This is a genomic window from Leptospira kmetyi serovar Malaysia str. Bejo-Iso9, from assembly GCF_000243735.2.
GTDB classification, from domain to species: Bacteria; Spirochaetota; Leptospiria; order Leptospirales; family Leptospiraceae; genus Leptospira; species Leptospira kmetyi.
This window is the reverse complement of the sequence record NZ_AHMP02000003.1, coordinates 3,207,565-3,228,683: the sequence shown is the minus strand read 5'-3', so window position 1 is coordinate 3,228,683 and position 21,119 is coordinate 3,207,565. Positions and strand designations below refer to the sequence as shown.

The following is a 21,119-nucleotide window of genomic DNA, read 5'->3' as shown; positions in this document are numbered from 1 at the left end:
GTTCTTGATGAGTCGCCTTAACTCGGCGAAACGCTCCCTAAACTCGGCATCTCACTTCCTACGGATCGTTAAAACGATCGCGTTTCAAGTCGGAATGCGAAGATACTCCTGCATTCCTTCCATCATTTTTTCGTGAAGAACTCCGTTGCTCGCAACTACGTTCGGAATATAAGGCGTGAACGTATTGCCGTCGTATGTGGACATTCTTCCTCCCGCTTCGTTTACGATCACCGAAGGCGCGGCCATGTCCCAAGGTTTCAAACCTTCTTCCCAAAACGCGTCGAATCTTCCTTCCGCAACCCAACAAAGATCCAATCCCGCTGCTCCGGTTCTTCGAACGCCTCTCGTCTTCAATAAAAAGTTTCTGTAATAAAACATGAGTCGATCGATTTTCTTTTCTCGATCGTACGGAAATCCGGTGGATAACAAAGATTGTTTTAATTCTTTCGTCTTCGAAACGGAGATTCTTTTTTGATTTTTAAACGCGCCGTGACCTTTGCGTGCGTGATAAATTTCGTTCAAACTAGGAAGCGGAACGATTCCCATCACGGCTTCTCCGTTTTCCAAATTTTCCAAACCGATGCAAGCGCAATACAAAGGAAGACGATGAGAATAATTCACGGTTCCATCCAAAGGATCGACGATCCACTTAAAGGAAGAAGTTCCCGTCTTATTGGTTCCTTCTTCTCCGAGAATCGAATCCGTAGGAAACATTCGATCGATCTCGTTGATGATTCTTTCCTCGGAACCCTTGTCCGCTTTCGTTACAAGATCGATCTCTCCTTTATAGGCGATGTTGAGATCGGATTCTTCCTGTGTGGTCGCTAAAAATTCCATAACCTTCGGAAGAAAGTTTAGGAAGTGTTCGTATCGGATTTTAATTTCGTTGTCTAAGCTCATTCGTTTTCCAGAAATTTTCTGGCCTTCTCTCTATGTTCTTGTCGGATCGCGGACTGAACACTTGCCAGTACGGCCGCAATCACGCCCGCGTCATCCAGAAATCCGGCGCCGGGAATAAAATCGGGAACGGCATCTAACGGAGAAATGAAATAAGCGAGCGCACCGGCGATGACGAGTTTGGTTCTAAGCGGGGTTTCCGGATCCATCATAGAATAATAAAGCGCGATGAGATCTTCCGTAAACGGAATCTTGGAAACCACGGACTTCAATTTCGGCCAAAATTCCCTTTTTACCTTTTCGATCAAATCCATGAAAGGCTCCTTTTCTTTCTCGTTCGATGATTTCTCTCTTGTCCCAAATTCTACGTTCAGGTATCAAGAAAGAAAGATGATTTTTATTTCCGTCGCCCTTTTCCCGGAGGCAAAACCATTGATCGAAACCTTGGGTTTGAAAATTCTCCGGGATAAAAACCCGTTTCCGGTCTATCAAAACGAAAACCATACCTTGGTGATTTCCGGAATGGGAAAGATTTATTCGGCGATGTCGGTCGCGTTTTTGTTAAACGAATTCAAAGAATCGATCGCGGATTCTTCTTGGATTTTCAACTTCGGAATCTGCGGCGCTCCGAAAGAATTTTCCGAAATCGGAAAATCGTTTTTGATCCATAAGATTACGGACGAGGGTTCTCAAAGAAACGTTTATCCGGATATTCTTTTCAAATCGCCGATTCCCGAGTCCACGTTGCTGACCGTGGACAAACCGGTTTTTGAAAACGAAACTTCAACGCTTCCGAACGCGTTAGTCGACATGGAAGCTTACGGTTTTTTTCAGGCTTCCCGAAAATTCTTTTCCGGCGATCGGATTCGAATCGTAAAAACGGTTTCGGATCATTTTACAAAATTAGAATCTTCGCAAGGACTCGGGATTGCGGATACGATTTCTCTGAGAATTTCGCAGGAACTTCCGAATCTGATTTCGATCCTTTCGATTCCGATCTCGAACCAAAGAGAAGCAGATCTGGAAAAAGAGGAAACGGCCGTACTTTTGCAAATGACCGAAATTCTTCGTTTATCGGAAACCGAAACGATTCAATTGAAGGATTGGATGATCGGTTATAAGATCAGAACCGGAAATTCTCCGGTACCGGGGATTGAAATTTTAAGAAATCATAATATACTTTCGGATTTAGGCGACCCGAAAAATCCGAAGGTCAAAACCAGGGAAGAAGGCAAAAAAGGATTGTATGCGCTCCGACAATTTTATCAGTCCTAAACGATTCTCCCATATTTATGTGGAAGAATCGGCGAAGAATCATCCGAATACTTCGGCAATTCTTTCCAAATTTCCGGAATCGATTCCGGTTTCCATCGATTCGTACAAGGAAGTTTTTAATCCTTCCGCACAGAATTTTCAGGCCCAAAAAAGAAGTCCGAAACTTATATTAGCAAAACGTAAAGAACAATTCTTATATTCCGGCTCGGGAGTCGCGCCCGACTTCGGTTATCGTTTTTTTTATTACAACGCGCTCGTACTCAATTGTCTTTATAATTGTTCGTATTGTTATCTTCAGGGAATGTATTCTTCCGCGAACCTCGTGGTTTTCGTAAACAACGAGGATTATATCCGGGAAACCAAGGAACAACTCGAACTTTCCAAACCGCTTTATCTTTGTATATCCTACGATACGGATCTTCTCGCGCTCGAAAACATATTAGGATATTGTAAAGAATGGATCTTGTTCGCGAGCGAGAATCCGGATTTGATCGTGGAAATCAGAACCAAAAGCGCGAATTTCAAATCGATCGCGGATCTGAAGCCGACTTCGAATATCATTCTCGCTTGGACGCTTTCTCCCGAATCGGTGATTTTGGAGCACGAACCATTGACTCCGAGACTTTCTTCCCGATTGAAAAACATAAGGGACGCGTTGAACGCGGGTTGGCAGGTTCGTCTTTGTTTGGATCCGATTCTCAACGTTCCGAATTGGAAATCCGTTTATCAAGAATTCGTTCGCGCGATTTTCCGAGAAATTCCCGGAGAAAAACTTCGCGAAATCAGTCTCGGAGTTTTTCGGATGAATTCGGATTATTTTAAGAACTCCAAAAAAAGAAGATCGGATTCCTATCTTTATTATCTTCCGATGGAAACGCACGTCGGAGTTAAATCCTATCCGACAGAATTGGAAAAAGAAATGTTCGATACGGTCGAAAAAGAATTGGAAGTCTTTGTTCCTCGGGAAAAAATCCACAGACTCGTGGCAAGCGAAATGGAAACAAAATGAAAACGAACTTGGAACCGAACAACGCTTTGGCGATCGTAACCGGCTCATCCAAAGGGTTCGGAAAAGCGATCTCCGAATTTTTAATTTCCCAAGGTTATAAGGTCGTCGGGATCGCGAGAACGGAGCCGAAATCGACGGTCTTAAAAAATTCTCCCTTATACCGTCACGTAGGATTGGATCTTTCGAATACGAAGGAAATCACATTCAAATTACAGAATATTCTAAAGGAAGAACCTCCCCTCAAAATTCTCGTGAACAACGCGGGCATAGGCAACTTTGCGCCTCACGAGGAAATTCCTTTCGACGAATTGGAAAGAATGCTCGTAGTAAACTTCGTTTCTCCGATTCTGATCACAAAACTGCTTTTAAGGGATTTAAAAAAGAACGAAGGCTGGATCTTTCAGATTCATTCGGTTTCGGCCTTTAAGGAATCGTTTCGAGGCGCGGCTTACGCGGGAACCAAGGCCGGTCTCAGGCATTTCGGATTAAATTTATTCGAGGAAATCCGAAAATCGGGAGTCAAATTGATAAGCGTCAACCCGGACGTCGCGGACACGGATTTTTACGAGCGCCTCGATTTTGAAAAGGATTCCGATCCGAATTCTTATTTGAACGTTTCCGAAATTTTGAAAGCGTTCGAGTATGCGCTTTCCGGTCCCGAGAATTTGGGTTTTACCGAAATTACGATTCGTCCTAAACTTCATAAGGTTGCCAAGAAACCGTTTGTTCGGAAGAATGAAAATCCGTCTTCGTAGTCTAAGAATCAGAGGCCGTCGAAACTTGGATCGTACGAAAGACAATTTTTTAAGGAGAATGAAATCCATTGAATCCCGGTGAACTCAACGTGGCTCTTGTTCAATGCGATCTTTCTTGGGAGAACCAAGATGCGAATTACGAACACGTGCGAAAGCTGATTCGTTCTTCTCTTGAAAAAAACAAAAACGAAAAAGCGGATCTGATTCTTTTGCCCGAAACTTTCGCAACGGGTTTTACGATGAGATCGGAAAGAATCGCCGAACCCGACGAGGGTCCGACCGAAACTTTTTTAAGAGAGATTTCCAAAGAAACGCAAGCCGTCGTTTGCGCAGGTTGGATCCGGAAGAATCCGGACGGAAAACCGTTCAACACGGTCAGCGTAGTAAATCCGAACGGTGAAATCATATTAAGATATTCTAAAATTCATCCGTTTACGTTCGGCGGCGAGGATCGCCATTACAGTTCGGGTTCGGAAATCATCAGCTACGATCTCAACGGTTTCAGAATCACTCCGTTCATCTGTTATGACATTCGTTTTCCGGAAATCTTCCGAAGACTGGCCGGTGAAACGGACATCTTTACGATCCACGCAAACTGGCCGATTCCGAGAATTCATCACTGGGAATTGATCCTCAAAACAAGAGCGATCGAAAATCAGGCTTATGTTTTCGGAGTGAATCGGATCGGGATCGCCGGTTACAACAAAAGCGTTCATCACAACGGACATTCTCTCGCGGTCGAACCGAACGGCGAATTTACGGACGCTGGGGAAGAAGTCGAAACGATTTTATTCCACAAGGCTTTTCAAAAATCGATTTCGGATTATAGGGAGAATTTTCCGGTTCTTCCCGATCGCAAAGATCCGGCCGGAATCCGTGTTAGAATTGCGGAGCATTCTTCTCAAATCTGAGAAAACGTTCGCTGAGAGGTAAAGTCGCTTCTATTTTTTCTCCGGTAAACGGATCTATAAATCTAAGAGAATATGCGATCAGTTGTAAACCGTAGGATTCGTATTGCGCTCCGACTCTGGAATACAATAAGTCCCCGACTACGGGACATCTCTGACTTTGAAAATGCACGCGGATCTGGTGGGTTCTTCCCGTTTCCAATCCAATCTCCACAAAACTGAATTTTCTTCCCGAGCGAGAATTGATATACTTTAGTACTTTATAATTAGTAACGGATCTTCTTCCTTTGGGAGAAATCGTCATCTTCAGTCTTTCGACCGGATGTCTTGAAATCGGCAAGTCGATCGTTCCCGCTTCGTCCGGAGGATGTCCTTGTACCCAAGCATAATATTTCTTTTCGATTTCTCTCTTCCGAAACAATTCGGACAACTTTCCGTGAGCTCGATCGTTCTTTGCGATTAGAATCAAACCCTCGGTTGGTTTGTCCAATCTGTGGACGATTCCGGGTCTCGCTTCTCCCCCGGCCTTTGATAATTCTTTAAAATGATAGAGAAGTCCGTTTACCAAACTAGGGGATCGATCTCCGGGTCCGCTGTGACTTGCGATTCCGGGAGGCTTGTGAATGATGAGATAATTCTCTCTTTCTAAAATGACGGGTAACGCCATCGGGATCGGTTCTAAATTGAGAGGCGGCCTTGGAGGAATAGAGAGAAAGTATTGCTCGCCGGTTTTTACCTTCCAGGAGCTTTTATCGAAAACTTTTTCGTCTTGGTTGCGTACATATCCCGATTCTATCCACTTTTGTATCGAAGCTCGGGAAACTTCGTCTCCAAAAGAGAATTTCAAAAACCGATCCAATCGATTTCCGGTGAATTCTTCTGAGACCTCTGCTTTTAGTTCTAAGTTCATTGAAAATGACGAAAGGATTCCAGATTTTTACTTCGCGTGTTTTTAGCACTCTAAAAAAACAGTTTCCATTTTCCTTCCTAAGCCTTATCATGACACACTGAAACCAAAACCCCTTAGATCTAAGGAAGGATAGAAACATGGTCAAAAAGATTTTGAATCTGATTCTGCTCGGTGCAATTGCATTTTCATTCACTCTTTGCTCCTCCGCTGAAAAAAAAGAGGAATCCGCCCCTGAGCCGTCCGGACAAGAGCAATCCGCTGCAGCAAACAGAAGCGTCGATGTAAATTCTCCGCAAGCGATTGCAGACTCCTTGAACGATAAACTGAAGGATTTTAGATATCCAGACGGTTTAACTCGTCCGGGATTCAGCTACAAAAAAGCAGACGTTAACGCTGGCGATTTCAGCGAGTGGTCAAAAGTAAACGCTCCAGTGATCAAAGAAGGTCTTGGAAAACTTCCTGACAGCTACGCTCTTGAAATTACCGGACACACCGATGCAATCGGTCCTGAACAAGCAGAAGGCGATAAAAAAGGAAATATCTTTTACTCCGAACTTCGCGCGAACGCGGTTAAACAAGCTCTGATTAAACAAGGAATTCCTGCGAATCGAATCACTACGAAAGGCGCTGGTTCTTCCGAGCCTGTTTCCGGTTTGGATGCAAAAGACGCTAAAAACAGAAGAGTTACCTTCCGTTTCGCGACTTCAGCTCCTCAACAATAATTCAATCAATCAGAAATCTGATTCAAAAGGGGCGATGAGAAATCATCGCCTTTTTTATTTTTGGAGGTGTGGTGGGATGAATTATTTCGATGATTCAGAAAGTTTTCCTACAAACTTAGGAAAATACCGGTTCAAGAACCGAATCAAAGTAAAATAAGAAACCACAAGACATAGGAAAGAAAATAGAATCGTAGCCATTGGATTCGTTAAATTGATCCCCAAACCCAGTAGTAAAAAGCATTGTGTAAATAAGCTTTTAAATACGTTTTCGATTCCACAAAAGATTAAAGTTTCCTTCCCCAAACTTCCTAAAAAAGAAACTTTAGAAAGCATTTTTGCAAGCAATACATTCGAATAGATAATCATCATACCGATCCATATGGAAAAAGTAAAACCTAAGGGATAAAGATCGAAAATAAAGGACACTTTTTTATAGATCCAATCAACACCGATTACATAACATACGATTGAAACAAAGATTGAAAGAATTGAAACGATTACAAATGGAATCCAATACAATTTATCTTGAACTGATATTTCTTTATTCAACAAAGGAAACAATATAGATCCGAGAACATAATAAACATAATAATACATCGCGCTATCGACGTTAAAAGCCCAAGACGGCTGATTCAATGGATTAAAGGAAAGAAAGAGCTGACTAATTGCGCAAAGCGAAGCCGCGAGAACAAAAAGTAGAAAGGTATTTTTAAAAATTTTTAAAAGAGTGTAATGTAAAAGACTAATTATAAATAAACACGGTATAAACCATAGAGATGCCGCGTGCACCTGATTCCGTATCCCAAATAAGAATGTTTTACCTACTCCAACGACTTGAGGGAATTCCCAATCGTTCAATACTGAATAATATACGAGGGCCAAAATGGAGAAAAAAACATAGGGAACTATTAACTGAAAAAATTTATATCGATAATAACCGAATAAAGTTCTCGAAGTGGAATTTGCAAAAAAACCGGAAACAAAAAAGAAGAGTGGAACGTGATAAAGGAAAACGAACGAGTATGCTTTACCGGCAGCGACACCAAAATGACCGATATAAATTGCAAATATACCAAGAAACTTTAATGTATCGACCCAATGAATACGATTCGACATTTGTATCATTGAATATCCTTTCTTTAATTTTAAATCAAACGATCTCTATGATTCTATTTTCTGAATAATACAGGTATCTCATTGAAAAGAATATTGAATCTATTTCAAGTTAATAATTCTTAAAGTTTTTTATTTCAATTATTTTAAATAATATCATACGTAGAATCTCACGTGTAATCATGTATCAAATCAATTTACACGTGAAATTTATTTCGCTATTGGATATTTTTTACAAGATCCTTTTCACGAATATATATGGGAATAGTGCAACACCACGTGCATCGGTTGTCAAACCAAATCTAAGCGGCGCATAACTCGAATCAACGGTAGGTCCATTCACACTTGTCGAAGGATAACCATTGAGTTGTACACCACGCGGAATTCCATCACCGATCGAACCTGCAGCTATCAAAGAACCTGCGCCGCCCCCAGCGCCGCCTTGCGGTATATCAAATGAAATGGATGTAGAAGCGCCGTGTCGATGTCCCTGAAACCGATCCCTTCTTCTCAAACCGCCGATCCATTCTGAATCCGAATCCATGACGGAAACGAAACCGCGCCCTTGAATTGCAAAGTGCCGTACTTGATTTGTAATTGTCGTTCCTTGAATTGCATCGGGCAATCGATGTTTGTAAAACCGAACTTTGACTCCCGAAAGAGAACCACTTGAATTGGCCGCAGTGCAAGTAAAGCTAATCGTTCTACTTGAAGTGGAGATCGCCGTAATCGCCATTGTAGTATTCGCGGGTACTCCGCCGACAGCTTGTAAAAGCGTTCCCGTCATCCAATTTGTGAACGAACCGTGGACTAAATTTTCTTCTGCTAAAGCATTGATCATCTTTTGACAAGCAGTTGTATTTGCAAAAGTTATCGTAAGAACATTACTCGCGATCGTGTAACTCGCCGCATCAAAGTCAGTTACGTTGGTTCCAAGCGGATCGTAACGCAACGGTTTATTCAACCAATACGAAACTAAGTCTGGCATTCCACCCGTTCCACTTGCGTTGATCAACTGATCTGCGGAAGCCAAACAAAACGCAGGGAAATCCACAGACGGCGTTCGGAGCTCGTCCATCCAAAACATCTCTCCCAAAAATTTGCGCTCTTGTTTGAAAATGAGATCCGTAAAATTCTTAAAGAAAAGATAAACCTGATTGATCGCCTTTACAAACTTCAACGGATTATTTGTATCCGGATTGATACCCGCTATGATATCCGAATTTAAATCCGATAATAAACCGGTCTTAACCGAGGTTGCTTGTTTTTCCTCGGTCACTTCGTTGTCCTTAATGCGACGGCCTCTGATTCCGCGGTAGACTCTAAGATCGTTTCCTAACGTGACAACACCGGACGCATTCGTAGAAATAGCTCGAAGAGCAACGTCACCTGCAACCAATGCTCCTTGTCTTGGAATGATTTCATAGGAGTTGTCTCTCCAAACGATTGGACCATCATCGGGTATATTTGAGGGGCTAGTATATGCAGTTTCTTGAAACTTATGACGAACGACTAAAGTACAAGACGCATTATTGGGAACCACGATTCCGATCGTTGGTGGGACTTCGATCCTTTTGCCGTTTTCATCATAAGCGATGAGTGAATCGATTAAATCTACTTTGCTCGGCGTCGAGCTAATTGCAATCGTTCCTCCGCAATCGATTCCTGAACCGAACGCATCCAAATCCCGATTGAGAATTTCCTGTCCCTTGGATTCCTGTTCCTTTTTCCAATCCTCAGGAAAAACTCGTTTTCCTAAACTTGGAAATTCTATTCCTGATAATTTATCCATAACTATAATACCCTCTTAACAAACACATAAGGAAAAGCTGATAAACCTCGAGCATCGGTGGTTTTTCCCGAACGCTGTCCGCCATACGTTGTATCCGTAATTACATTTCTAACAATCGTATTAGAAGTAGCGTTTACATTATTATAAGCGTTATCGAGAATCCCCGGAGTCGGACCTCCTAAGGCACCTGCTCCAATAGCATGGGAATGTCCTTGAAACCGATCCCTTCTTCTCAACCCTCCGATCCAATCGCTATCCACATCCATCACCGAAACAAAGCCGCGCCCTTGAATTGCAAAATGACGAACCTGATTCGTAATCGTGGTTCCCGGAGTTATATCCGGTAATCTGTGTTTGTAAAAACGCAGCTTAACACCCGTTAAAGAGCCGCTCGAATTGGCCGCAGCGCAAGAAAAGCTAATCGTTCTACTGCCCGAAGAAAGCGCCGTGATCGCAAGAGTTGCGTTAGCCGGAACACCACCGATCGCCTGCGACAGAGTCCCGGTCATCCAGTTCGTAAAAGATCCGCCCTGAACCAGGTTATCCTCTACCAAAGCGTCGATCATCTTTTGACAAGCAGTTGTATTTGCAAAAGTTATCGTAAGAACATTACTCGCAATCGTGTAACTCGCCGCATCAAAGTCAGTTACGTTGGTTCCGAGCGGATCGTAACGCAACGGTTTATTCAACCAATACGAAACTAAGTCTGGCATTCCACCGTTGCCATTTGCGTTGATCAACTGATCCGCGGAAGCCAAACAAAACGCAGGAAAATCCGCGGACGGCAATCTAAGCTCGTCCATCCAAAACATCTCTCCCAAAAATTTGCGCTCTTGTTTGAAGGTAACTTCCGCAAAATTTTTAGAATAAAGATAGCTTTGATTGATTCCTTTTACAAGTTTAAGCGGATTGCTCGTATCCGGATTGATGAATGTGATCAAATCCGCATGTAGGTCCGTAACGAGTCCGGTCTTCACGGATACTGCTTGTTTTTCTTCCGTTACTTGTCCGTCCTTGATGCCGTTTGTAGAAACGCCTCTCCAAACTCTTAAGTCGGTCCCAAGCGTAACCACACCGGAAGCGTTAGACGAAATTGATCTCAACGGAATATCGCCCGAGACAAGAGAACCTTGTCTTGCTAAAATCTCGAAAGAATTATCTCTCCAAACATTCGGGCCGTCGCTCGGAAGATTCGAAGGACTATCGTATAACGTTTCCATGAACTTATGACGAACCACAAGAGTACAAGTAACGTTATTCGGTACAGGAATACCCGCGACCGGCGCGGCTTCGATTCTTTTTCCTTCCGCGTCATAAGCGATGATCGTGTCGATCAAGTCCACCTGATTCGAACCCGAGCCTACGACGATCGTTCCGCCCGATTGTAGTCCGAAACCGACAAGATCCAAATCTCGATTGATGATCTCCTGACTTTTCGATTCCTGTTCCTTTTTCCAATCTTCCGGAAAAACCCTTTTGTTCACGCTTGGAAAAGTAATGCCCGATAATTTATCCATGAACAGCTCCTTCAAAGGAAGGAAAATCGATTTCGATCGCTTCCAATTCGTTATAGAGAACGTTTACGTTCGTCTTTACGTTATTTTGAATTTGAGAGACCAACTCTCTTTTGATTCTTTTGCAAATTCCGCAGTAGGATTCGTATGAGTTCGCTTTAGCAAGAATGGAACTTGCAAGTTCCGTAATATCATCGTCTTCCATAGTTTTTGATTCGCTTACGAGTGCGATTAGGGAAGACTTTAAATTCTCCCTTTCCTGAGAATTTGCAGAAAGCCATTGTTTCGCTTGAGGACTTAAAATCGGCCAAGAGATCGGTTCGCTTTTCGGATACTTACAAAGAATCCGATCCAAGGCTTCGTCGAACTTAGAATGAATTTTTCGGATCTTTTTTTCTTTATAAGAAGAGATCGTTAAAAGACCGCATTGAAGAAGTTCAAGTTCCGTCTTCGGAACGAGTTTTTCCTCCTCGATCTTCATATCTTCCGGAACGGAGACCAAACCTCGATCCGCCTTTTCGGAAAGGGAGAATTCTTTTAACTCGCCCGCCTCGAACTTATATCCTTCCGGAGGAAAGGAAATTCCTTGATGAATTTTCTTCTTTAACCCATCCGACTGATCTCGGTTGAAAAGTTCGACCTCCAATTCTATCGAAGACAAATTAGAGTTCGAATATTCCTCCAGACTTGCGGAAGAATAGACAAATATTTTTTCCATAATTGCTCCTGACGGAGCGAAGAGTAGCCATACGGAATAAAATATTCCGCATTTTGTATATTTAATAAATTGAATATTCTTTTAATTTTTCCGCCCTGCGAGAATGAAACTTGTTCGATACGGAGCCGCCCATGACGAAAGGCTCGAACGTCCCTTGTTCTTCCCAAAATTCACAGAAGTTACCGCCCACATTCACATTCTCCATAGAACGAACCAATTCGGCTCGATCGAACGAATCCGAAAGTTTCGGAAACAAAAATCGATAGCGAAATAGAACGTATTTGCGAGACATCATTCTTCCGTCGATCGGACCGCCCATAACGAAACAATTTTTTGATTCCTCCGTTTCATAAACCTTGGAATATCGGATTTCATCCGAGTTAAGCCCGGTCGAGAATTGAACTACTTGTCTTTTCGAAGAGACGGAAGCGATCGAAAGCTTAAAAAGTTTCGCAAGTAAAAGTCTGCTTCGATACAACTCGTCTGTTTCTCCCGGAAGTTTTGCGATCTTATATCGCGCCCCCCATAATATTAATCCGAAACCGTCGCTGGTTTCGAGCCACATCTGTCTATACAACCAACTCAGTCTTGCCGCTCTTTCGTTTAGAATGGAAAGAACGGATTTTAAAAACTTATACCATAAACTCGAATCTCCGAGTTTCCGAACGAGGCTTCTCTGATTTTTCCAAACGACGGAATCGAAATCGAATACGAACTTATCAGACATACACAACGCCTATCGTTTGAAAACCGGGACCCGCGTTCGCCAACGAACCCGAAGGAACATCAACATTTCCTAATGGATTGAATTCCACGTCGATACAATTCGGAAGAGTTTGATACAACGCTTTCAACTGAGCGTCCACAAAATCCTGACCTTCGCTCAAAGAAAGAAAGTATTCGTCCTTGATTTGATCCAAAATAACCTGGCTCGGAATCGTATCGGAAGAAGAGAATTTCACCGTAACCGTTTTGTTTATAAGCGTCTCCGAAACATTCTCGACTAATACGTGTGCGACGCCGCCCGGATCGTTTTCCTCGGAATTGAAATAATCTCTTACTTGATCGAGTTGGGAAGCGTTCAACGTTCCCACCGCTCCTTGCACGAGAATTTTTACTTCCCCGTCCGTCTTTAACGTTTTCGCGCTTTTGAAGATCGCTCTTTTTACGAAAGAAAAAGTTTCCGCTTCTCCCTTATACCAAGCCGGAGTCCATTTCGATGAAACACCTTCCGCGTTTTGCAAACGCGCCCTGACCGAGGTTCTTGTTTCACGATATTGACCTTGTTGAATCGGATTGATTTCTATGTTGGAAACGTAATTGATTCCGTCGGGTGGATTTTCGATCAAACTGATCGCGCCGGCAACGACGTTTCCGATCGGACCATCCACGGTACATTGAACGAGAGTTTCCACCGTAAACTTTCCTTGTGCGTCCGCGGAAACTCCGGCGGGAAGAATCAACGCGTCTTGAAGAAAGAATCTTACTTTCTGATCCTCGTTACCGGAAGTCGTAACGATCAAGGATTGAGGAATTTCGCGATCCACCGAAGGTTGAATCGATGAGCCGATTCTTACTTTTAGAATCGAAGGAAGCGCGGGTTTCCACTGCATTCCTCTTCGAATCAAATGTTCGTGCAAGGCGTCGTCTTCCGCGGTATGAGGATGAATCGCTTTTTGAACGGATACAAGATCCGTGTCTATGAATAAAAAAACCGCGTTGGAAACGGCGCGCAGAATCGAAAACGTTTTCGAAGTGGGACTGAAAGTATGATTCTTTAATACTCCCGAAGCCTTTACGCTTTGAAGATGATCCGTAAGAACCTGTTCTTTAGTAATGTTTAAATTCACCGAATGCCTCCATATTATTTCATTAGAATTCCTTTAACTGATTCTCCCGTTTTTAATCGGAAATCGACTACGATCCGATTTTCCATATCGAGAGCGACGTCGATCGACTTGGAATCGATCGCTGGATGTATTTTTAAAATCCTTTCGGCGTCCCGGATTCGAGCGGCCTGATCCCCGTATTCCGTCGAGTTCAAAGCGACCCTTTGTCTGCTGTAGATTTCGGGATAGTCGATGTCGTCGGCGACGGTCATTTCGAACATTTCCCGAACCTCCGATAAAACGATTCTTACCGAATTCGCGTCGCTTAACAAATCGTCGTCCGAAGCGTCCAAAGTCAAATCTCCGAATCGAATCGGATCGTTCCCAAAATCGATCATCAGGTTCCTGCCTTCGGTTTACTCGAAACGGACGGTCCGACCGGAGTATCCACGTAATCCGTCAAGTGAGACGATAAACCCACCGAATTGGAAGATTCCGCAAACGCGGTGATTTCTTTTTTTGCTTCCAGTTTCCCGGTCGTTTTAAAATCGCCTTCCTGTTCCACGTTTCCCCGGATCTTAAACGTTTTTCCTCCGAGATCTAAAAGAAAACCGTCGTCGTCGAGCGTAACCTTAATCATGTTTTTATAATTTACATAAGCCTTATGTTCTTGGATCTCCAGCTCTACCTGATCCGCGACCTTGGTTTTGATCGAATCGATCTTTTCGAAGGCGAACGCAGTGTATCTTTTTTCAAGATTATCCCTCGCGATCAAAAGACATTTCGAACCCGTTCTCGGAATCACCGGTTCCGTCCAAGTCACGTTGTGGATAAAGTCTTCGGAAACTTTTACGGTTAAGAGTTTATTATCCGAGTCCACGGAGTCTATGATTCCCGATTTCGCGAAGAACATAGGGAATCCGATCTTCCACGCTTGAACGATCGCTTGTATAAGAGTTCTATCCGCCATTCTTCCTCTTTATTTTCCCCGATTCGATTTCGAACTTCCGCTCGCCGGCGGCTCGTGATAAAAGCCGGGATAAATTTCCTGACGATAGCCGTTCATATTAAACTTTTTGATTACACGATCCACGAAAGCCTTTGCGCTTCTCGAAGAATCTTCCGGATCTTGTATGTCGATGATCTGAGAATGTGTGATCGAAGGAAAACCGAAGGAAAGAAATTTCCCCTTGAAACCCGAACCGCATTTTTCGTCGAAAATTTCCTTCGCTCTTTTTTCGGCGCCTTGAGAATCCAAACCGTCGATTTCGTAATAACGTGATTCTCCTTGTCCGTGTTCCCCTCTGTATGTTTGTCCCGTTTTCGGATTTTCACCGCGAACCACGATTTGAAAGGGTTTGCTTTCTTGCGGAGTTAATTCATCTTCTATAATATTCTCCCCGAATCGAAAGATCGGAAACTTTTCCTTTTTCGAAGATGTGCTTCCGCTTTGAGAATTCGATCCGCTCGTTTTCGAGGTAAGGCTCAAATCCGGATGAGAATACGCTTTTTGAACCACTAATTTCCAATCGTGAAAAAATACGTCGACACCGTGCGTCTTTTTGAGTTCCGATAGCGCATAACGCGCCGATTTTTTAGCGCATCGAATATCCACCGTTCGTTTGATATCCGAGTCCCTTACAACGATCGAAATATCAGATTTGATCTGGGGATGAATACAATCGTTTAGAAAAGTCATCAACGGTTTTTGATGATAATCCTGAGTCATGATTTTTCTCTGACAAAAGAAGAAAGGATCCACGCATTTCAATTCCAGAGGAACCTTAGGACTGATTTCCAATACATAACCGTTGAATTCGGGAAAAAGCCCGTATCTCGTATAACCGGCCTTCCAAGTCACCTTTGAAAATTTTAGGATCGAATCCTTTTTCAGATTTTTGTATTTCGGAAGTTTTATCTTCAGTATGTCCGTCGGAATCTCACGAGAAGATTCCAACGTGACCTCCGTGACCGCGGGAAACTTCGCATTAGAAATTTCTAATTCTTGAACCAGAGTCAGCATCAGATTGCCATCCTTTTTTTCGCGTTTGCAAGTTCGGTTTTCGAAACGAGCGCTTCTATGTGTAAAGTCGAACCCACGTTTTCATACGGCTGAATGTTCGAATTATTCTCCCTGATTTTTCCCGAAAAATGTTCGGTTCCATAGTAAAACGCGCTGATGGATTCGTACGTATCTCCGCTGGAAATCGTATGAAAACGATTCTCCGTCAAAGGATCGGGAATTTCGATCAGGATCCCCGCTTCCAAATTCGTCCAATCTTCGATCTGAGGATTATTATCCAGGATCAATCTCCACAACTCCCATTTTCCGTAATAACGAGCCGAAAGTCTCTGAAGAGTATCATTGTTTCTTAATACGTAAAATTGACTCATAACGAGGACTCCACTGCGCTGTTTTTCGATTCCACGGATGCGAGATCCAAATCGTATTCCTCATCGGATAAGAACGTAAGTGTGATCGATTGACTGTATTGAATCGGCCCGTCCGGCAAATCGAAACTTTTGCAAACTACATTCTTAATTCCTAATGCGTTTAACATCGAATGATTCAAGTAGAGCGTTTCGTTGGTTTCCCAGAACTTCTTCAATTCTCTTATCTTTTGAATCATACTCTTTACCAAAGGATTGGAAGGAGCCGCTAAAATTCCAGCGCCATACGTCGCTGCCAGAAGGGTGAACTCGATCGTGATCGACCAATCACCGAAACCGGTAAGCTCCTTTACGGTTCCCTTTCCGCCGGGAATAGAGGTAACTTCTATTTTCTTTTCTTGATTCGCTCGAATTTTTGTTCCGGACGGAAATTCATATTCGCTGGAAAGATCGAGACCGATCACCAATCGATCCGTGTCGCCGGTTATGATTTCGGGCGGTATGTATCCCGCGGGCGCCGCGGGCGGTGTAATTCCTCCGATCATGCTAATTCCATCTCCTCAAAACGATCCAACTCTTGGAAGATCGCATCGGTTATGATTTCACCGATCTTCTTCTTATTGGCCATTCTATCTCCCACAACAAGTTGACCGATGATCGAACCTATGGATAAGGAAGAGCCGCTTTGTTTTTTTCCGAAGCCCGTCTCCGTAACCTCGGAAGTCTCACTGGTTCTGCGTACGACTCTCTTCGAATCCGAATCGATCGTTTCGTTAAATCTTTGTAAGATCGGATTCTTCTTAGAACGATCGGAAGCGATTCCAAGTTCATTCGAATTTCCTAATGAAGAATTTCGATTGTTCTTATTGGTCGACAAACCTCCGGTATTCATTCCTTGCGTTTGATTCAGAGTGATTCCCGGTTGTTTCGTCGTTTGCACCTTGAATTGCAAACCCGGAACGGAAATTTGTTTCGAAGCTCCCGGAGCTTTAACGTTGTTTTGAAAACCAGGAGCCGGGGAAGAATTCGAACTTGAACCGTTCTTAAACCCGAGCAGTTTGCCAAGAGGACCTTGATTCTGTTTGGAACCTCCCGGCAAAAAACTTCCTATAAAACCTAAACCTTCTTTGATGGGTTGTGTTATAAAGTTAAGTCCCGCAAGAATTCCGTTTCCCAACGCTTTCATCAAATTCCATCCCGCCGTTTTTGCGGATTCAGGAATCGCGTTCCAGATTCCGTTCCAAATCGCGTTAAACTGCTCCATCAACCAAGGGCCGATTGAAAGAAAGGTATTCCAAAACTGATTCAAATTCTCTAATATTGAATTACCGAATCCGATAACACCTGTTACCAAAATGTTCCAAAGATCGGAAACGTAAGCGGCGATGCTACTCGCCAAGTTCGAAATATCGTCCCAGTAATTGTAAATCGTAAGTCCAATGCCCGCAAACAAACCTAAAAAGAGTGTGATCGGTCCGAGAATGACTCCCGCGATCACCGCAACGAGCCCTTTGGCCCAATCCGGCATTTCCATCCAAGCGGCTTTGACCGTGTCCCAAGCCGACGTAAGAAAATCCACAAGTGAATTCAATTTCTCTAATATATAATCCACGGCGACGATCGCCGCCGCCTTGATCTCGTCCCAGTACGTTATGATCAATGCCGCACCGGCTACAAATCCAACGATAATAAGTCCGACCGGATTCGCCGCGATCGCAGAGGCTAAAAGTGAAAATCCGGTTCGAAGAGCGGCTAACGCACCTTTCAAAGTAAACAAAGCGGGAGCGATCGATCTAAGCGCCAAAATTCCGCTTTTGATTGCGGAAAAGGCTCCGATCCCGTATAAAACGGCTATTCCTAACGTGGTGAAATTTCCGGCAAATTCCAATAATTTAGGATTATTCATTAAAAAGACGTTGAGAGTTTCGATTCCTCCGGCGATGAATCTGAAAATTTTTGAAAGCGCGGATTCTAAGATTCCGAACTTAACAAGCGCGGAGTTTTCGATCCCACTTCCTAAATGTTTTTTAAAATTTTCCCAAGCGTTCGAAATTCTTCCGAATTGATTGGAAGAACGATCCAAAACTTCGGCGGCTTTGGCAAAATCATCTATATTACCGAATTTTAATTGATTGAGATCTCCGTTAAACCCTTGAACCGATTTTCCAGCGGCGATGATTTGATTCGTTACTTCATCGAAACTGTTTCCGGTAGCGAGAACGTTATTTGTCACCGCTCCGACCATCGCGTTCAAGTTGGCCGCATTGAGATCCTTGAACGATGATTTGATCTTGAGCGCACTTGCAAGTATTTGTTCGACCGGAATTCCAGTTTCACCCGAAAGTTTAAACGCATGATCTTTGATGGAAGCGACGTCTTGAACGCTAACCCCGAGTTTTTTAAAACCGTTCTCCAATTTGGAGCTTTCGCTTCTTGCGTCGTATAAATATTTCGCGATCTTTACGAACTGAGTCGCGAGTTTTAACATTCGATTGCCGGAATCTATTTTTTCAACGGCCTTTCCCAATTCGACCGCTTGATCTTTATTCTCGCCGATCAACGTTTTCATTGCGTCCCATTTCCGATTGATCTCGTCGATTTTACTGGAGGCGAGATCCGCTATCGTAAAGACAATTTTCATTTCGCTCGTGTTCGTATCAGCCATACCCCGCCTCCGGTAACATCTAATCGCCGTTAAACGCTTTTACGATCGCTCGAGTAAGAGTGTTGATCTCGATCAGCCGCACGAATTCCAATTCGGCGGCCAATTGAGTTTCATAACTTTCGCGTTCGTCTCCGTCCAACGGATATTCCATCTTTCTTCCCGGGAAATAGTACATCAGAAGAACTTCCAACGCACCGTTCCCGGCTTTAAGAAGCTGAAGCTTCTCCCCTATAGCTTTTTTGCGGTCACCTCTTGCGTGGTCGCAGTAAGCTCGATCAGTTTGTTGCTGATCGGAATAAAAATTCCCGGAGAATCTTGAGCCCAACCGTTCACAACATCGAAACTAGGATACAGACAACACTGACCCGTGAGACGTTGTGCGACATCGGTTTGTTTTTCCTTTCTCGCCTTTTCAAGGGTATCGTCCACCTGAGTCTTGTTAGGTACTCTGCAGATGATCTTTCTTCCTTCGCCCGCATCCAAAACGTGAACTCCTCCCTTATCTGCAAAATGGGATTTGATCGAATCGATCGCGTCCTTATTGCGTGCGATAAAGTCGTCGTCTATGTTCTGATAAGGCTGGGGAAGTTTTTCGAAAGCTTCCTTTAAAGCCGGAATTGAACTGATTAATGGATTCATCTTGTTTCCTTTTTCCTTTTATGAAGGTTCTAAACGATCCTTACGCGAACGTAATGACCGGAATCGACAACAAAGCGATTTCCAACGGAACCGCGATCGCTCCCGAGTTTCCGCTTTTGATATCCGCGTTGTATTTCGTGATCTTAACCGCAGGTGCGATGTATTTAAAGTCGGGTCTTCCTTCCGCTTTTAAGATCGCGGTCAACGGAGCGGGTGGAAGCTTCTCGATCAAACCGCCGTAAGGCGCCGCAAGAAGAATCAAACGATCCAGTTCTTCGAAATAAATTTCCGCGCTGATGTTTCGTTTGTAATTCTTTGTGGTGTATCCTACGATTTCTCCCGCTTTTCCGTATGTGAGTTCGATCTCGACTGCATGATCGAACGTGAACGAGGAAAAGTTCACCATATCGTAGCCGAAAAGTTTCAACTCGAGATTGGTGAAGCTATAATTTTCCTTTACTACTTCTAATGCCATTGCTTACTCCTATTTAGGTGTGGCGAAAGAGGTTTCCCACTCGATCGCTTTGGTTCTGTTGCTTACGTACATCTTGCACTTCGCTTTGAGAATACGATCGGTGTTGAAGGTTTTATTCGGATCGAGAATGATCTCGTGTCCCGAAATTTCCTTTCTACCCGGAGCTTCCATCTCGGCGGAGATTTTAGAATCGATATACGTTTTCAGATAATCAAGACCGCCGGAACCGGAGTCGACTTCCGTATCCATATTCAGAAACTGAAGAGATTCTCGATAAAGAATGCGATGCATCTTATCGGCGCGTCTGCGTTCCGGAAGTTCCTTGAAATCGGAATCGCTCGAAGCCTTGATCTTATCTCTTGCGATGAAAATTCCGTCGTAGTCGTCGTATTGTTTGAGAACCATCAAACCCATATCGTGAAGCAGATCCATGTAGTCCCGATAACCACTATCCCAGTAACGGATTTCGGAGAACGTCAACGACCGCATGTCCTTCACATATCCGATCGAAACGTTCACCGGCGCGGCCGCGATCTTAGCGGTCGCCATAGTCGCGAAGTTTCTCCAAACTCCGATGGAATCTCCAGCGGACTTAACCGCAGAATAACCGCCGGAAGCGTTGACTCCGCCTTTGATATAACGAGCCTCGCCGACCGCGATCATCACTCTTCCCTTAGGAGAAACGAAAGGTTCGAACTCGTCCTGAACGTATTGAAAATATTCCGGAAGAGTTTCGGATTGATTCTTACCTCTCGCTTCCAAAATGATAAACGAAGGAAGGTGATGTTCCGTTTCCATCTCTTCCAAAATAACGTTACACGACATTGCAAACGCTCTGGACGCGGGGCCCAAAACATGAATCCAATACGCGCCGTATTCTCTTTTTAAAGCCTCGATCGCGGTCAACTTGGACGCGTTAGACGCACTTGGACCCGTAATCGTAAAGGTGTAAGTATCCCCGACTTTAAAAGTGTTTGCGGGAGTGGACGCAGCAGTAAAGGTCGCGCTCACACCTGCGTCCAAAGAAATCGGAGAACCGCTCGCAGGAGTAATCAAAGGAGTGGAGAAGTTTGCGCCTCCGTCCACGGATTTGCGATACTCCGCAACTCCGGGCGCTCCCGCCTTTGTAATTTTAAGAAGCACAACTCTGCTTCCCGTTGGTGTTCCGGAAGTCGTCGGTAAAGCCGCTTCTCCGCTTCCGATTTTGGTCGGAGTTCCGATCGTTCCCGCAACGTCGTTTTGAGGACGCACACAAAGAACCGGAACCGGTTTTTGTCCTTTGGATTCGTCGAACTCTTCGAAGAATTGTTCCAAAGAATCCACGAGTTCTCCCCTTCCGAAAACGTCCTTTGCTTGCGGGGTGTTATTGATGACATAGACTCTGTTTACGTCGCCGGTTTCCGCAGTTCCGACCTTGGAACCTACGCGATCCGGTTTAACGTCGTTGAAGTTGATCCCACCGTTCTGATGGTAGGTAGTCACGTCGCCTGTTGACATTGATACGCTC

Annotated in this window: 23 protein-coding genes and 1 pseudogene; 5 read left to right on the top strand and 19 right to left on the bottom strand. The window is 43.9% G+C overall.

The window, feature by feature from the left end:
• Positions 1–84: 84 nt before the first annotated feature.
• Positions 85–900, bottom strand: coding sequence for an inositol monophosphatase family protein (locus LEP1GSC052_RS17565; protein WP_010572953.1), 816 nt, complete (start codon positions 898–900; stop codon positions 85–87).
• The gene (locus LEP1GSC052_RS17560; protein ID WP_020986786.1) at positions 897–1,211 is read right to left on the bottom strand and encodes a YkvA family protein; all 315 of its coding nucleotides are present in this window, start codon (positions 1,209–1,211) and stop codon (positions 897–899) included. Before LEP1GSC052_RS17560 ends, LEP1GSC052_RS17565 begins: the two co-directional genes overlap by 4 nt.
• Positions 1,212–1,287: 76 nt before the next feature.
• On the opposite strand from LEP1GSC052_RS17560, the gene LEP1GSC052_RS17555 reads away from it, so the two are divergent.
• The 4 genes from LEP1GSC052_RS17555 to LEP1GSC052_RS17540 all read left to right on the top strand — a co-directional run bounded on the left by LEP1GSC052_RS17555 (position 1,288) and on the right by LEP1GSC052_RS17540 (position 4,847).
• Positions 1,288–2,172 (top strand): 5'-methylthioadenosine/S-adenosylhomocysteine nucleosidase family protein, encoded by an 885-nt coding sequence (locus LEP1GSC052_RS17555; protein ID WP_020985955.1) that lies wholly within the window; start codon positions 1,288–1,290, stop codon positions 2,170–2,172.
• Entirely contained in the window at positions 2,144–3,181 is a 1,038-nt protein-coding gene (locus LEP1GSC052_RS17550) for an SPL family radical SAM protein (RefSeq protein ID WP_020986096.1), read from the top strand. The genes LEP1GSC052_RS17555 and LEP1GSC052_RS17550 overlap by 29 nt, the downstream gene beginning before the upstream one ends.
• Positions 3,178–3,936, top strand: a complete 759-nt coding sequence (locus LEP1GSC052_RS17545; protein ID WP_010572957.1) for an SDR family oxidoreductase — start codon at positions 3,178–3,180, stop codon at positions 3,934–3,936. The genes LEP1GSC052_RS17550 and LEP1GSC052_RS17545 overlap by 4 nt, the downstream gene beginning before the upstream one ends.
• A 68-nt stretch (positions 3,937–4,004) precedes the next feature.
• The gene (locus LEP1GSC052_RS17540) at positions 4,005–4,847 is read left to right on the top strand and encodes a carbon-nitrogen family hydrolase (RefSeq protein ID WP_010572958.1); all 843 of its coding nucleotides are present in this window, start codon (positions 4,005–4,007) and stop codon (positions 4,845–4,847) included.
• Here the strand turns inward: LEP1GSC052_RS17540 and LEP1GSC052_RS17535 are convergent.
• Entirely contained in the window at positions 4,816–5,754 is a 939-nt protein-coding gene (locus LEP1GSC052_RS17535) for an RluA family pseudouridine synthase (protein ID WP_010572959.1), read from the bottom strand. The two genes, LEP1GSC052_RS17540 and LEP1GSC052_RS17535, sit on opposite strands and share 32 nt — an antisense overlap.
• 137 nt (positions 5,755–5,891) lie before the next feature.
• Between LEP1GSC052_RS17535 and loa22 the strand changes: the two genes are divergently transcribed.
• Complete coding sequence (loa22, locus tag LEP1GSC052_RS17530; protein ID WP_010572960.1) at positions 5,892–6,476, top strand: OmpA family outer membrane lipoprotein Loa22; 585 nt, start codon at positions 5,892–5,894, stop codon at positions 6,474–6,476.
• 81 nt (positions 6,477–6,557) lie between these two features.
• Here loa22 and LEP1GSC052_RS21830 read toward each other — a convergent pair whose 3' ends face one another.
• The 16 genes and pseudogenes from LEP1GSC052_RS21830 to LEP1GSC052_RS17455 all read right to left on the bottom strand — a co-directional run bounded on the left by LEP1GSC052_RS21830 (position 6,558) and on the right by LEP1GSC052_RS17455 (position 21,109).
• Complete coding sequence (locus LEP1GSC052_RS21830; RefSeq protein WP_010572961.1) at positions 6,558–7,592, bottom strand: acyltransferase family protein; 1,035 nt, start codon at positions 7,590–7,592, stop codon at positions 6,558–6,560.
• A gap of 229 nt (positions 7,593–7,821) precedes the next feature.
• Positions 7,822–9,381 carry a hypothetical protein gene (locus LEP1GSC052_RS17520; protein WP_010572962.1) on the bottom strand — a complete coding sequence of 520 codons (1,560 nt, stop codon included), beginning with the start codon at positions 9,379–9,381 and terminating at the stop codon, positions 7,822–7,824.
• A gap of 199 nt (positions 9,382–9,580) precedes the next feature.
• Positions 9,581–10,898, bottom strand: a pseudogene (locus LEP1GSC052_RS17515) (hypothetical protein); the annotation flags it as partial.
• Positions 10,891–11,613, bottom strand: a complete 723-nt coding sequence (locus LEP1GSC052_RS17510; RefSeq protein ID WP_010572964.1) for a hypothetical protein — start codon at positions 11,611–11,613, stop codon at positions 10,891–10,893. The gene LEP1GSC052_RS17510 and the pseudogene LEP1GSC052_RS17515, both read right to left, overlap by 8 nt.
• Positions 11,614–11,674: 61 nt before the next feature.
• Positions 11,675–12,340, bottom strand: a complete 666-nt coding sequence (locus tag LEP1GSC052_RS17505; protein ID WP_010572965.1) for a hypothetical protein — start codon at positions 12,338–12,340, stop codon at positions 11,675–11,677.
• Positions 12,333–13,463, bottom strand: a complete 1,131-nt coding sequence (locus LEP1GSC052_RS17500; RefSeq protein WP_010572966.1) for a baseplate J/gp47 family protein — start codon at positions 13,461–13,463, stop codon at positions 12,333–12,335. Before LEP1GSC052_RS17500 ends, LEP1GSC052_RS17505 begins: the two co-directional genes overlap by 8 nt.
• A gap of 14 nt (positions 13,464–13,477) precedes the next feature.
• Complete coding sequence (locus LEP1GSC052_RS17495) at positions 13,478–13,840, bottom strand: LIC10183 family protein (protein ID WP_010572967.1); 363 nt, start codon at positions 13,838–13,840, stop codon at positions 13,478–13,480.
• Positions 13,840–14,412 carry a hypothetical protein gene (locus LEP1GSC052_RS17490; protein ID WP_010572968.1) on the bottom strand — a complete coding sequence of 191 codons (573 nt, stop codon included), beginning with the start codon at positions 14,410–14,412 and terminating at the stop codon, positions 13,840–13,842. Before LEP1GSC052_RS17490 ends, LEP1GSC052_RS17495 begins: the two co-directional genes overlap by 1 nt.
• Before the next feature lie 9 nt (positions 14,413–14,421).
• Entirely contained in the window at positions 14,422–15,465 is a 1,044-nt protein-coding gene (locus LEP1GSC052_RS17485) for a hypothetical protein (protein WP_010572969.1), read from the bottom strand.
• Positions 15,465–15,836 (bottom strand): LysM peptidoglycan-binding domain-containing protein, encoded by a 372-nt coding sequence (locus tag LEP1GSC052_RS17480; protein ID WP_010572970.1) that lies wholly within the window; start codon positions 15,834–15,836, stop codon positions 15,465–15,467. Before LEP1GSC052_RS17480 ends, LEP1GSC052_RS17485 begins: the two co-directional genes overlap by 1 nt.
• Entirely contained in the window at positions 15,833–16,378 is a 546-nt protein-coding gene (locus LEP1GSC052_RS17475; protein WP_010572971.1) for a DUF6046 domain-containing protein, read from the bottom strand. Before LEP1GSC052_RS17475 ends, LEP1GSC052_RS17480 begins: the two co-directional genes overlap by 4 nt.
• On the bottom strand, positions 16,375–18,498 hold the full coding sequence (locus LEP1GSC052_RS17470; protein ID WP_010572972.1) for a phage tail tape measure protein: 2,124 nt from the start codon (positions 18,496–18,498) through the stop codon (positions 16,375–16,377). Before LEP1GSC052_RS17470 ends, LEP1GSC052_RS17475 begins: the two co-directional genes overlap by 4 nt.
• Positions 18,499–18,517: 19 nt before the next feature.
• Positions 18,518–18,649 carry a hypothetical protein gene (locus tag LEP1GSC052_RS21735; RefSeq protein ID WP_279306139.1) on the bottom strand — a complete coding sequence of 44 codons (132 nt, stop codon included), beginning with the start codon at positions 18,647–18,649 and terminating at the stop codon, positions 18,518–18,520.
• A gap of 77 nt (positions 18,650–18,726) precedes the next feature.
• Entirely contained in the window at positions 18,727–19,137 is a 411-nt protein-coding gene (locus tag LEP1GSC052_RS17465) for an LIC_10177 family protein (protein WP_010572973.1), read from the bottom strand.
• Between the two features lie 40 nt (positions 19,138–19,177).
• Complete coding sequence (locus LEP1GSC052_RS17460; RefSeq protein ID WP_010572974.1) at positions 19,178–19,612, bottom strand: hypothetical protein; 435 nt, start codon at positions 19,610–19,612, stop codon at positions 19,178–19,180.
• A gap of 9 nt (positions 19,613–19,621) precedes the next feature.
• A complete protein-coding gene (locus tag LEP1GSC052_RS17455; protein WP_010572975.1) occupies positions 19,622–21,109 on the bottom strand; it encodes a DUF2586 family protein in 1,488 nt (495 codons plus the stop codon).
• Positions 21,110–21,119 lie beyond the last annotated feature (10 nt).